Origin of the sequence: Peribacillus sp. YIM B13482, from assembly GCF_042787975.1 — a bacterium.
GTDB lineage: Bacteria > Bacillota > Bacilli > Bacillales > DSM-1321 > Peribacillus > Peribacillus simplex_A.
In genome coordinates this window covers 1-13,673 of record NZ_JBHZPF010000080.1, presented here as the reverse complement: position 1 = coordinate 13,673, position 13,673 = coordinate 1, and the positions used below count along the sequence as shown (strand labels likewise).

Sequence of the window (13,673 nt, the reverse complement as noted above, 5' to 3'; positions counted from 1 at the left end):
AAAGACTAAAGTTACCTTTAGCCCTCCAAGACTCGCTACGAGCGAATGGCTAGTTCTTACTCGACGGGAATCCCACCTGCTATATGATACGACCTAGGCTCGGCCGCACACGCACCCTTTAGTTCCACAAGAAAATGCTGCCTTAAAGAAAGCTCCGATCTTCAGCTAATGCACCCTTTAGTTGCAAGAGGTGGTGGCGGTTTTTACCTGGCTCACCTCGAACCTCTGTAAAAATAGAAGTATCAAATGTCCCAGGTTGAGTAATTTTTCCTAATTTTATATTTTTTGCTATTTTTTTACAAAAAACATGTTATTATTCAAGTGTGCTTTTCCAAAATATGCTTTTAAAAGGAGTTAGGAAATGACATTTAATATTAAAGCGTAATTTTATTTCTCTACCCTTAAATTCTCCATGAAAAAGGATGAATTTTCGTAAAACATTCAAATAATCCTTTATGAAGGGAAGAAGGCCCATGGGAACTATGGATTCTAAATCTGTCGTGGAAAAAAAGGAGCAAAAAAGTCAATATCTTGATATTCGTGACATATGTAGCATAAATGGCTCTGCTAAATTTGACCCTAATACTAACATTACAACCTTAACAGAAGCAATAAATTCTCAAGCAGGTGCAATTGCTGGAAAAACTGCATTTGATATGAGACACGATTTTACTCTCGTAGCAGATATATACCTAGGATCTAAAGGCAGTGGAGCTGATGGTATTGCTATAGCGTTTCATAGAGGATCAATTGGTTTTATTGGTTCAATGGGCGGAGGCTTAGGGATTCTAGGAGCACCAAATGGGATAGGGTTTGAGATAGATACGTATTGGAAAGCCTCTTCAGATGAAACAGGTGATTCATTTGGGCATGGTCAAATGAATGGAACACATGCGGGATTTGTAAGTACAAATCGAAATACAAGCTACTTAACAGCCTTAGCGCCTATGCAAAGAATACCTGCACCGAATAGTAAGTGGAGGATTCTAACTATTAATTGGGATGCGCGTAACAACAAGCTAACAGCAAGGCTTCAAGAGAAAAACAATGATGATACTACTAGATCTGCTAGTCCAAGATATCAAACATGGGAGTTATTAAATCCTGCATTTGATTTAAATCAGAAATACACTTTTGTTATCGGTTCAGCTACAGGGGCTGCTAATAACAAGCATCAGATCGGAGTTACTTTGTTTGAAGCATACTTTACAAAACCAACTATAGAGGCAAATCCTGTTGATATTGAAATAGGCACAGCATTTGATCCGTTAAACTATGAACCAATTGGACTTAAAGCAACTGATGAAATAGATGGAGATATAACAGATAAAATTACTGTAGAATTTAATAACGTAGATACATCTAAACCAGGTGCATATCGTGTCACATATAAAGTATTAAATAGTTATGAAGAAAGTGATGAAAAGACAATAGAAGTCGTAGTATATACGAAACCAACCATAGCTGCACATAATGTGGCGATTAAGAAAGACTTAGCATTTGATCCATTAAACTATGAACCAATTGAACTCAAAGCAACTGATCCAATAGATGGAGATATAACAGATAAAATTACTATAGAATCTAATAATGTTGATACCTCGAAACCGGGTAAATACCATGTCACATATAAAGTACTAAATAGTTATGAAAAAAGTGACGAAAAAACAATAGAAGTCACTGTATATACAAAACCAACTATAGAGGCATATGATGTTGATATTGAAATAGGCACAGCATTTGATCCGTTAAACTATGAACCAATTGGACTCAAAGCAACAGATCCAATAGATGGAGATATAACAGATAAAGTTACTGTAGAATCTAATAATGTTGATACCTCAAAACCGGGTGAATACCATGTCACATATAAAGTATTAAATAGTTATGAAGAAAGTGACGAAAAAACAATTATCGTTATGGTACCTGTTATTGATGATGGATGGGAGAATGGTGATCCGAAAGGATGGAAATTCTTCTCTGGTGAATCAATTATCCTAGAAGAAGATGAAGAAAATGCTTTAAATGGAAAATGGGTATTTTTTTCAGATAAACATGTAGCCATATACAAACAAGTGGAGTTGGAAAACAATATCTCTTATCAAATTACAGTATATGTTAAACCAGAAGATGAAGGAACTGTGGCACACCATATTGTTAAAGTATCACTAAAACCTGATTCTGCTAGTGGAGAAAGTCAAGAAATTCTAAATACAAGGTTACTTGGTGCGGAGCAAATACAAAAAGGATACAGAAAGTTAACAAGTAATCCATTTATACCAACAAAAATTGAACCCTACAAAAAGCCAATAATAGTTATTGAAAACTTTTTAGCAGGATGGATAGGTGGAATTAAAATAATTGTAGAGCCTACAAAGTAAGAATTGTAAAGTTTATTTAGTAATAGACTTAGAAAACGTGCCTAAAAATATAAAAATTGGTTTTAATAAATATATTAAAAAAGAAGAAACACAGAGATTTATCACCTCTGTGTTTCTTCAAGTTTTCTTCACCGTTAGCTCCATAAAAAAAGAGCTGTCAAAGCAACTCCCTTATTGAAGTAAAGCACCCGTTAGTTCAAGTAGAAGAAGCTTAATAGCTCCGTTTAATACTTAATTTATTAAGAAATACATAAATTGAAGTCCTCCTTTTTTATTTTTTCAAATGATAAGGTACAGTTGTTACTACCACGTTTCTCCGATACAGTAAGAAGGCCTTAATAAGAAAACTTGATTGATTGTGAAGAATATTGTGCCAGCCTTTTTTGGGAATAAATTGTGGAATGACAACCGTTACCCGATAATTCCCTTCCCTTGCTTTATGCTCTACAGTATCAACAAATTTGGTAAGTGGGTTGATGATACTTCTGTAATGAGAGTGCAGTGTCACCAGTCTTACATCAGGTTGCCATTTCTTCCATTGTTCTTCAAACTTCTTCTCGTCTTCTCTTTCAAATGCAACATACACAGCAATAATTTGTTCAGGAGAAAGAGATTTAGCATAATTTAAGGTATTCTCTACAACATGAGTCATGCCAGCAACAGGCACTATCATAACATTACCGTCAATGGTCACAGATGGTTCACAAGTTGTAAGCCTAAGTTGGTCTCCAACAGCTTCATAATGCTTTTTAATTCGATGGAAGAGAAGGACAATGATAGGTAGAAAAATTAGGATTGACCAAACCTGTGAGAATTTTGTTAAAAAGAACATCATTGTGACCGTGAAACTAATAACAGCACCAATCGTATTAACTATTAGTTTTGGAAGCCACCCCTGAGGCTTCTCACGAATCCATTTAGCCATCATTCCTGTTTGGGACAATGTAAATGGAATAAAAACTCCAACTGCATAAAGTGGGATTAGATGCTCTGTTTCTGCCTGAAAAGCAACAATTAAAAGTATTGAAGCAATACCAAGGATGATGATGCCATTTGAATATCCTAATCGGTCCCCTCTAACTAGAAACATCCTTGGAATAAACTTATCCTTTGCAAGATTCACTGCCAACAACGGGAAAGCCGAATAACCAGTGTTCGCAGCAAGGATTAATATCAATGCTGTAGTTCCTTGAATAAAGAAGTACATGAAATTCCGTCCGAAAGTTTCTTCGGCAATTTGGGAAACAACGGTTACCTCTCCACTTGGAGAAATGCCATAATAATAGGCTAAAAATACGATTCCTGAAAACAGTATGGCAAGCAAGGTTCCCATTGCCATTAATGTTTTAGCCGCATTATTTGGAGCTGGGTCTTTAAAGTTAGGAATAGCATTCGATATGGCTTCAACCCCTGTTAAGGCCGAACTTCCTGAAGCAAACGCCCTTAAAAGAATAAACAAACTGATTCCCGCCACAGGTGTACCTATTGGGGTGTGTAATTCAGGAGAAACTCCTCCAGTTAGAATATTATAAATACCCACACCAATTAATATAAACAACGCAAAAACGAATAAGTAAACGGGGTAGGCTAATATTGAAGCAGACTCCGTTACTCCTCTTAAATTCAAAATTGTAATAAGAATTACAAATACAATGGCAATTACCACATTATAGTTATGTAAAGTGGGAAAGGCAGATGTTAAAGCATCGGTCCCAGCAGACACACTTACAGCAACAGTTAGTATGTAGTCTACCAATAGGGATCCTCCAGCTATTAAGCCTGGATTTACACCTAAATTGCTCTTTGAAACCACATACGCTCCACCGCCATGAGGATAAGCAAAGATGATTTGCCTATAAGACAATATGAGAGCTGTTAAAAGAATTAATACACCAACTGCGATAGGAATTGAATACCAAAATGCTGCTGCACCTAACGTAATCAATACTATCAAAATTTGTTCAGGACCATATGCCACTGATGATAGAGCATCAGAAGAAAGGATTGCTAATGCTTTCGTTTTGTTAAGTTTCTGTTCTCCTAATTCATTGGATTTCAAAGGTCGTCCAATTAAAAGCCTTTTTATGAATGGAATCATTAATCACGCACCGCCTAATATATCTATTGGTTAATTTTTACCCTTATCAATAGTAATTACTCAAAAAAGAAATAATTTTACATGCATAAAAAAGTGCCTACAAGTCATATTTAATAGACCTGTAGGCACATCACTTTTCGTGTGTCACAAGTTCCACCTTCCTTCTCATTTAACGCTTACGAGGTTAGCTGTCGGATTCGGACCTTTGAGTAGCCCTACCTTGAAAGGATTCACCCCTTGGGTTAAGTAACAACCCACAAAAATGGTTCCCCCGTACCTAATGGTTTCAGCGATTTAGAAATTTGAACTGTGATTATAATACTCCTGTGTTCAGAGAATGTAAATGAATTTTATGTAAAAGATTAAAACCGAGGATAACGGAAATGTTAGTAGTACATATTAGTTCATGCTTTAGTATTTTTGATTTCTAACACGAAAGGAGGATTTACATGTTCAAAGATAATAGTCCCTTTTTATCTGATGAATTTTTAGATGAGTTAGCTAAAGACATTAACCAGCAATATGGAGGTCCCACAAAAGAACAAATTGCAGAACCCATAAACAATGATTAGAATATAAGTCCACAAGAAAGTACCTTTAGATATTGAACTCATACCATTGTGTATGTCCTCACTTTTTCATTAAACTGCCCCGTTAGCCATTCATGAAGCGCAAAAATCAGCGCTTCACCACAGAGAATGAAAATTGGTCTCTATGTCGATAATGTTTTAATGGCTGGCGAAGAAGGCCTTTGAACTATGGTGCCTTTGAGCCCATCCGTTAGTCTGACTCCGATGACCACGGTGTACCACCGACTGTCGCGCCCTTTATGGGTAGCACTCATGGGAGATTAATCCTTTTTTGGTCGTCGCGCTAGCCTCTACTTAATTTTCTATAATTGGAGGTTTTTGTTTAACGATTTACCAAACTCAATCAGATCACTCATAAGGCTCAGCCTTTTTTTTAAAAGCGTTTTTACTGGGTCTATTTTATTGTGGTTTTTTCTGGATTTTGTGCTTTTTTAATTTTCATGGGAGTTCGATTCACTTATTTCTAGTATATTCTGGAGTATCACAGAGTGGACATTCCTCATATTGCTTTTCCTTTGCTAGAATAAAGTAAATCCCAAGAATAAAAGTAATTATTAAAATGACACAAATTACCCAAAACATCAAAGGATATTGATAATGTACTGTTACTGTTGTAACTCCTGAATTCATATCTGTTGTTGTTATTGTATTCTTAACAGGGTCATAAAGCATGTCTACTATTAAGTATGTTAGTAAAGATGAAAGAGTAAGAAAAATTCCTATCGCACGTTTCATCATTTTCACCTCCTAAAACCGTTAAACTGTATACAGTTTAACGTAAAAACAAAATCCTTCTTCAACTCCCTCAGTTTATACGACTTTCTCACCAATACTCGCTGAATCGCAGGATTTCATCACCCTTGAATTTAAGTTCACGGTAAAATCATATACATAATGAGCAGCTTCCGGAACATGTAAACGTGGGCTAATCGTTTCCAGACGGTGAATTGGGCGAATTAAAAAAATTATTAAAAATGGAAAAATGAAGTCTAACACCCAAGGACATCTTATAGTAAAATTAGCTATGAAATTAGGGTCCTACAAAATATATTTAGTACTAGAAACAATGGGGGATAATATAATTGAATATGATAAGAGGCGAGTGGAAAAATATTTTCAGCCATCGCAAAACTGGGTTAACATTGATAGTCATTCTTTTTGTACCGTTGCTCTATAGCAGCATTTTTCTATCCGCTTTTAGAAATCCTTATTCTAAAACTGGAGATCTTCCAATTGCAGTAGTAAATGAAGATCTGGGATCAAAATTTTCTGGGCAGAATTTACAGTTAGGAAAAGATTTGGTTCATGATTTGAAACAGAATCACTCGTTTAAATGGAAATTTACCAATAGTAAAGAAGCGTTTAAAGGATTAAAAAATGAAGATTTTTACATGGTAGTCGAAATTCCAAATGATTTCTCTAAAAATGGAGCTACCTTGTTAGATAAACATCCTAGTAAAATGGGCCTGAGATATTACACAAATCCGGGGAAAAACTATACTGCATCAAAGATAGCAACCTCTGGAATTAGTAAAATCAATGAGAAAATATCAAATTCTATCACAAAACAATATGCAGTCACATTATTTAATAGTTTAAATGAAGTAGGCGAGCATTTACAAAAAGCAGCTGAAGGAGCGAATAAAATAGACCAGGCTGCCAACAAAATTACAAATTCCTCCAAAACACTACAAGACCATTTGCAGAGTTTAGCTGCTGGTACCGTCTTATTTAAAGATGGTACACAAAGTTTACGCAATGGAACTCAACAATTTCAAACGGAAATTGGTCAATTGTCTAACGGGGTTCAAACACTTAATAGTGGTATGGATAATTTAGAAAATGGCTTGGGTGTCCTTAACAAAACTGGTGAAAATCTCGCCAAAGGTTCTAAACAATTAGAACAAGGAGCTAATGATCTTAAAAGAAACCTACAGCAGGCACACCAAGGTACAATTGAAATTCAAGACAAAGTTGACCCACTATTAATCGCGTTGGGGGATATATATGAAAGACAGCCTGAAATGATTAGTCAACTGAACTCCTTACAACAAATCCTTCAAGGGCAGAACCAACTAGTTAAAGAACAAAAAAGGATTATCCTTAAAAGCAAAAGTCTTTCTGAGGAAGAAAAACAACAGTTGCTTTTGAATTTGGATACTTTCATGTCTCTTTCCACTGCAGATGATTTAAAACAAGAAATTACGGAATTCGAGTCTACGATGTTAACCGTTTCACAAAATTCACAGCAAGTGCAGAGTCAACTTGATCTGTTTGCAAAAGGACAACTATCGATGTATGAAGGCGCTAATAAATTGGCTGAAGGGCAACATACCCTTAGTTCAAATCTAGGGACATTTAACAAAATGTTAGCCGAAGCACATAGTGGTGCTAACAAATTAACAGATGGAACTCGCGCTGTTTCCGACAGTATATTAAAAATGGACAATGCAAGCAATCAATTTGCAAAAGGGATTGAAAAACTTAACTCTAGTGCCAATCAGTTTAGTGAAGACTCTCAAAAACTTGCAGATGGTTCCGCATCAATATATAAGGGATCTTCCCATCTATCTGACGGAACAGGTCAATTACATTCTTCGTTACAATCTGGTGCTACAAAAGCGAATGAATTGAAAATGAATGATAAAAATTACGACATGTTGTCTAATCCAATAAAGTTGGAACCACACAAAATCAGTGAGGTAAATGAATATGGAGCTGGCTTAATTCCTTATATTTTGTCTATTGGTTTGATGGCTAGTGCATTAATTTTCTCTTCTAGTTATCAACTTAAAGAAACACCGTTAGAACCAACATCCGGGGCTTCTTGGTTCCTCAGTAAGCACAGTGTTGTTATTGTGGTTAGTTTGATTCAATCCATTCTAGCAGTTACTATACTTATCCAGGGGATGGGTCTAGAAGTTAAAAATGCATGGGGCTTATATCTATTTACAATTTTGACGAGTCTTACTTTCCTATCTTTGGCGCAAATGCTCTGCACCATTTTTGGAAAAATAGGACAGATTATTGGATTCATTCTACTCTTATTGCAAATTGGCGGTAGCTCAGGTACATTCCCTATAGCGTTAGCACCTCCATTTTATCAACACATACATGCATTCCTTCCAATGACGTATGCTATAAAAGGATTTCGGGATCTTATCTCGATTGGAAATGATCTACATGATGTATGGAGCTATGCGCTAATGTTAGCCGTGTTTGGATTTGTCTTGAATGCTGGTACTTACTTATTTTTTGTTCTTCAATTAAGACATAAAAAAAGCATCTCTGCCGCTTAAGCAAATCTTTGGTTCTGGTGCAAAAACTTCAAGACAATTGCAATTAATCTCTAAATCTTGGACATACTGATACTATTACTTTTTTCATATTTTACTAATGACTCAGTTGCTTTAGAATAATGTTTGATCAAATTGATACTAATAATCTTGATACACGAACAAAAAGAAAGAGCGTGTTTTGAAAAAAAAAGAATGTTCAAAACACGCTCTTAATATATTCAATTGAATCGTTCTTTTATATAAAAGTTTGATTGATCATTTCTGTGACCCTTATTCAATTAAAGGGCCCTATTGTTGAACAAAGATCAAACAGCACTGTTGAACTAACCTGCCTTTAGCTAAATTAGAATATGGTGGACTTATTTTAGTATGGCCTTTCACGAATATGTTTTCATACAAAAAGGCTGCCGCAGCAACCCCTGTTAATGAACTAAAGCACCTGTTAGTTTAAGTACATTTCTTCACAATTTTTTCAGTAATATTAACATAAATATCCATTGAAAAATCACCTCACCTCTAAGAACTAGTGGTGAGGTGAGATCAATTCAATCAAACTTTACATAATCCCCTTCTTTGATTTGATTCTTTTCAAACCATCAAAGATTCACCTCAATTGCATAATGATAAGAAAGTTCTGGATCATAGGTAGGACAACATTTATCCTCTTTACAAGGCTCCATATCAAGTATTTTTAGAATTTCCCCATCTGAATCAATAAAAGCAATAGATGAAGGAATGAATGTGTTTTTCATCCAAAAGCCACCATATATTTTTTCCGAATACACAAATAACATCCCCTCATTTTCGGGTAATTTTCCAACAAACATTAAGCCCTTTTCTCTTTTTCTTTGAGTATCTGCAACTTGAACGGGTAATCTAGTTTCCCTGTTACCACTGAGTATTTTTATCATTTTTGTTTTTATACTATTTTTCATGTTCACTCACCTTCGATTATTATTATAAGCAGGAAAGAAAATTGCTGTCTTTTTAAAAGAAGTTCATGAGATTGAAATTTCCTTTTTTCGAAAAAACGTCTTTTCCCCTAATAATAAAAAGAAAGAAAGTTGGAGATAAAATGCAAAAAAGAAGAAAAAAATAACTAGGCAAGCTCCTTTTCACTTCACACAAAAAGTTGATAAACCAATCCACGGAATAATCTCCTTCTTGATTCAATTTAAAACTTTATACACAGTTTTAGCCATACCTAGCCCCCATAGAGACTATTAGGCAGAGGTTGCATTTTTAGATATAATAAATGTTACATTCACATACAAAGGAGAAAATAAATGAATAAGGTAGATAAAACACGCGAACTTATTATTCAAACTTCCTTAGCCTTATTTAATAAAAAAGGCTACAGTCAAACTTCTATACAAGATATTATGAAAGCAACAAGATTACCAAAAGGAGCAATATATAGACGATTTGAAAATAAGAACGAAATTGCTATTGCTTCATTCGAATATTCTGTAAGCATTATCTGGAATCATTTTTTTGAAGCTACAAAATCTAAAGTTACAGCAACAGATAAATTAATAGCAATGTGTCATATTTATAAAGATGCTGTTAATAATCCACCTGTTGATGGCGGATGTCCTCTACTTAATACGGCCATAGAAACTGATTTTGGATTTCCAGAACTTCATGATAAAGCTGACGAAGCCCATAATCATACTTTAATTATCATACAATCTATCATTGATGAGGGAATTCGTTCAAAAGAATTTCTTCAAGATGTAGATTCTTATTCTTTAGCATCCTTTTTGTTTTCCACAATAGAAGGCGCCGTTATGGCAAGTCGCTTGTCTTTAAATAATGAACATATGCTTCATAGCATTGGGCAAATAAGTATACTTTTACAGCACTACTCAGAAAAGAACTAGGGGTAATCCTAATACCTCTTGGTTCTTTAGCTTTTTTGTTCACTAAAATTACTAATTAATTTATGAAAAAAGTTAAATGAGCATGTATAATAAACCGGACGGTCCGGTCCGGTCCGGTCCGGTTCGGTCCAATCCTGAAATTTAGCCAAAATACTATGTTTAAAGGAGTGTTCATCATGAAAGTCGCAATCATGCTTTACAATGGGATCACAGCCCTAGATGCAATTGGTCCATACGAGGTATTTGCTGCCGTAAAGGGTATCGAAGTGAAGTTTGTCGCCAAAGATAGGGGTTTAATCAAGCTGGATTCTAAAATGGGGCATTTGCATGCCGATTTGAGTTTTTCTGAAGTTACATCAGCTGATATTCTTGTCGTACCTGGTTGTTGTCCTCCTAACTATAAGTCTAACATGAATGACGAAGACACATTAAATTGGATTCGGCAAATACATGAGACAACGAAGTGGACCACATCAGTGTGTAACGGCTCTCTGATTTTGAGTGCCGCAGGTTTGCTAAATGGTGTGAAGGCAACCAGCCATTGGGGTTCTTATGATCTACTCCATTCTCTTGGTGCAGTCCCAACTGGTGAGAGAGTGGCTCGCCAAGGTAAAATCGTTACAGCCGCAGGTGTCTCCTCCGGCATCGACATGGCCCTCCAACTAATAGCTTGGGAATGGGGGGAAGATATCAGTAAATCTGTCCAACTGCTTTTGGAATACGATCCTATGCCCCCGTTTGATTCGGGTTCACCAAAAAAGGCGCCGGCTCCATTGGTAGAACAATTAAGGGTGATGCTTCAAGAGCTTGCAAAACAAGAGCCTGAATTATAAATCAACATATGATAGGAATGAGGGAGACGATTATGATATCCTCTCCTTTGTCCTGTTACTTTATGATTCTAGATAGGGGTCTCGCCACATGTTTATATGGATGTTCGGAATACTCAAAAATGTATACCTGAATTATTTGAATTGAACCACGCATCATTAATTTCGTGTGGTAATGAAGAAACCTTTCAATCTTTTACAACTGTTCCCACATTGCAGTAAAAGAACTTTTGTCCGAATTCTTGAGCTAAGCTCATGCTTACCTCGAAGCCGGTACAATGGGACACTCCAAGGCGTTCAATATTCAATTCTTTCAACGCTTGAATGCTTTTTTCCTTCTGTTCGTCGCTTACGCACCATAAATGAGTGCCGCCGATAACGGTATGAATTCGGTTTTCACCGGTCTTTTGGACTGCATAATTGAGAATATTGACGATGCCTGCATGAGAACATCCTAGAATGACAAACAAACCTTTTTCCGTTTTGATAATAATGGACTGATCGTCCATAACCTGATCTTGGATATAACCTTCTTCCGTCTGCTGGACAATATCGGTATCGCCATGTTCAAAATCTGATAATCGAGGAACCTCACCTGTTAGATAAACATTTGGAGCGATTTCGGTAAATTCCGTGTTGAATTTAAAATTGGCCCCGTAGCTTTCAAGGTCAACTCTAGAAAAAGGGACTCCGATGTATTTATAACCCATCCGAACAAGATATCCTTCTTTGAACAGGTCAGGATGTGCAAAAACATCAACTGTTTTTGCCTCAACTGCCTTTACGGCAGCCAGCAGACCACCAGTATGATCGATATGATGATGGCTCAGTATAATTCCTTTAATACTGGATAAATCTTTTTTGAATACTTTCGCGTTATTGAGCAGTGCTTTACCTTGACCAGTATCGAAGAGATAATTACCATGATCCGTTTCCAAAAAAACAGACCAACCGTGTTCCGCAATCGCTCCCAGGTTACTGAACACACTGTTTTCAGAAAGAACTGTTGCCTTAACCTTCATAAAAACTCCCCCTTAAAGTAGTTTAGATTATAAACTATATGTTCAAAAAAATTATTTCTGCAAAAACTCATTTAGCTTTTGAATGCATTTTTCGAAAATTTCGATCTCCTTTTGGTCTAATTGAGCGCTAAGCTCTTTGTAAAAATTCAGATGTAATTCTTCGTGGACTCGGTAAGCACTTTTTCCTTTTTCAGTAAGTGAGATAATTACCGCCCTAGAATCATCCGGGTGAGGGGAACGCTTAACGAGCTCTTTGCTTTCTAAACGTCCGATAATCTGCGTAACCGCACCTTTCGTTACACTGAGACGGGTGGCCAGTTCACTCATGAGGATACCACCATCGTAACCAATGGCGTCAATCGTGTGAATTTCACTTGGCGTCAAGGGACCTGCGTCTCCAAAGGTGCGGGGATGACGTTCAAGTCGTTGGAGCTGCATAAATAAACGACCTAGATTTCGGCTTCCTGTTTTCATACTATATATGTTGTTTGATTGTTCAGAATTTTTCCTATTCATACCTTTAGTTTAGCTGTTAAACTATTTATTTGTCAAGGGAACCTTTGATCAGCTCGCCAATTACTTTAAATGGCCCGATTGTTTAACAAAGGTCAAACAGCACTCTTCAACTATCCTGCCCCGTTAGTGCCATAAAGAAAAGCTGCCTTAAAGACAGCTCCGATCTTCAGCTATAGCACCCGTTAGTTTAAGTACAATATTTCACAAACTATTAGTAAAGGAACTATTCAGGGCTACGTTATCTTGATGGTAATTCATTCGATGTTTTCTAAAAATATCCAAATCTGCTGATTTTACTTAACTTGTGTTTAGTCTTTTCTTTATATTCACTAAAAACCAAAAAAATGGTAGAATCCCAAAGAGGTGAAATCATTGAAATTTAAGAAGTTTATCATCGGCCTATCATCATTATTAACGGCTTTTGTGTTACTCTTTGTTCTATTGAGATTAATGGGAATACTAATATGGGTGAATGGCGAACCTTTTGATAAATGGATTGCATTAATTGGTTTAATTGCTATGCCTGTTTCTATTTCTATACTATCGAAAAAGATTAAGCTTAATAAAAAGAAAGAAAATACTTTGTTTAATATTGTTGTTTTTGCTAATTTCCTTTACTTATTAGGGTCGTTTTCCATTTTATCCGAAAACTATACTTTTATTAAAAGTGATGAATACCTTTCTTTTCCTTATGTTATACATGAAAAGGAACCATTTCAATGGCCTAAAGATGAGTATAAAAGTAAGTATACATTTTACAGTTCTTTGAATTCATTTATTTATGTAAAAGATTCAGTCAAAAAGGGAAATCACGGCCTGAGTGAACATGCTCGTTATAGTGATTATAAAGTTAAAGTTATAAGTGGAAGCCTCTACATTACATGGAGTGGTGGATCAATATTCATACGATAAAAGGAAGAAGGATATTTCCCTCTTCCTTTTTTATTTGAATTGAGGAGATTCTCTTTTTCAACTATCCTCCCTCAATAAAGAAAGCAAAACCTCTCGATATCTCCGTTTTTCTTAGATTTTCATAGTAGTTTACCTGCCGGTA

Annotated in this window: 11 protein-coding genes and 1 riboswitch; of the genes, 6 read left to right on the top strand and 5 right to left on the bottom strand. The window is 35.8% G+C overall.

Annotation, left to right across the window (positions count from 1 at the left end):
- Positions 1 to 473 precede the first annotated feature (473 nt).
- A complete protein-coding gene (locus ACFX4L_RS23415; RefSeq protein WP_377406396.1) occupies positions 474 to 2,381 on the top strand; it encodes a lectin-like domain-containing protein in 1,908 nt (635 codons plus the stop codon).
- 271 nt (positions 2,382 to 2,652) lie between these two features.
- On the opposite strand, the gene ACFX4L_RS23410 is transcribed toward ACFX4L_RS23415, so the two are convergent.
- Complete coding sequence (locus ACFX4L_RS23410) at positions 2,653 to 4,479, bottom strand: APC family permease (RefSeq protein WP_284471187.1); 1,827 nt, start codon at positions 4,477 to 4,479, stop codon at positions 2,653 to 2,655.
- A 157-nt stretch (positions 4,480 to 4,636) separates the two neighbouring features.
- Positions 4,637 to 4,781: riboswitch (cyclic di-AMP (ydaO/yuaA leader) on the bottom strand.
- A gap of 147 nt (positions 4,782 to 4,928) precedes the next feature.
- On the opposite strand from ACFX4L_RS23410, the gene ACFX4L_RS23405 reads away from it, so the two are divergent.
- A complete protein-coding gene (locus ACFX4L_RS23405) occupies positions 4,929 to 5,051 on the top strand; it encodes a bacitracin ABC transporter ATP-binding protein (protein ID WP_284471188.1) in 123 nt (40 codons plus the stop codon).
- 471 nt (positions 5,052 to 5,522) lie between these two features.
- Here the strand turns inward: ACFX4L_RS23405 and ACFX4L_RS23400 are convergent, their stop codons facing one another.
- Positions 5,523 to 5,804, bottom strand: a complete 282-nt coding sequence (locus tag ACFX4L_RS23400; RefSeq protein WP_377387185.1) for a hypothetical protein — start codon at positions 5,802 to 5,804, stop codon at positions 5,523 to 5,525.
- Positions 5,805 to 6,157: 353 nt separating this feature from the next.
- Between ACFX4L_RS23400 and ACFX4L_RS23395 the strand changes: the two genes are divergently transcribed.
- The gene (locus ACFX4L_RS23395; RefSeq protein WP_377387189.1) at positions 6,158 to 8,368 is read left to right on the top strand and encodes a YhgE/Pip family protein; all 2,211 of its coding nucleotides are present in this window, start codon (positions 6,158 to 6,160) and stop codon (positions 8,366 to 8,368) included.
- Positions 8,369 to 8,964: 596 nt separating this feature from the next.
- Here the strand turns inward: ACFX4L_RS23395 and ACFX4L_RS23390 are convergent.
- Entirely contained in the window at positions 8,965 to 9,303 is a 339-nt protein-coding gene (locus ACFX4L_RS23390) for a DUF192 domain-containing protein (protein ID WP_377387182.1), read from the bottom strand.
- 351 nt (positions 9,304 to 9,654) lie between these two features.
- Here ACFX4L_RS23390 and ACFX4L_RS23385 point away from each other — a divergent pair, with 351 nt between their 5' ends.
- The gene (locus ACFX4L_RS23385; RefSeq protein ID WP_377387179.1) at positions 9,655 to 10,251 is read left to right on the top strand and encodes a TetR/AcrR family transcriptional regulator; all 597 of its coding nucleotides are present in this window, start codon (positions 9,655 to 9,657) and stop codon (positions 10,249 to 10,251) included.
- A 176-nt stretch (positions 10,252 to 10,427) separates the two neighbouring features.
- Complete coding sequence (locus ACFX4L_RS23380; RefSeq protein ID WP_137020917.1) at positions 10,428 to 11,084, top strand: DJ-1/PfpI family protein; 657 nt, start codon at positions 10,428 to 10,430, stop codon at positions 11,082 to 11,084.
- Between the two features lie 185 nt (positions 11,085 to 11,269).
- Here ACFX4L_RS23380 and ACFX4L_RS23375 read toward each other — a convergent pair whose 3' ends face one another.
- Entirely contained in the window at positions 11,270 to 12,103 is an 834-nt protein-coding gene (locus tag ACFX4L_RS23375; RefSeq protein ID WP_305161778.1) for an MBL fold metallo-hydrolase, read from the bottom strand.
- Positions 12,104 to 12,154: 51 nt separating this feature from the next.
- Positions 12,155 to 12,541, bottom strand: a complete 387-nt coding sequence (locus ACFX4L_RS23370) for a MarR family winged helix-turn-helix transcriptional regulator (RefSeq protein WP_283918330.1) — start codon at positions 12,539 to 12,541, stop codon at positions 12,155 to 12,157.
- 450 nt (positions 12,542 to 12,991) lie between these two features.
- Here ACFX4L_RS23370 and ACFX4L_RS23365 point away from each other — a divergent pair, with 450 nt between their 5' ends.
- Positions 12,992 to 13,531: a hypothetical protein gene (locus ACFX4L_RS23365; RefSeq protein ID WP_377387175.1), complete on the top strand. Its 540-nt coding sequence runs from the start codon at positions 12,992 to 12,994 to the stop codon at positions 13,529 to 13,531.
- Positions 13,532 to 13,673: the final 142 nt, after the last annotated feature.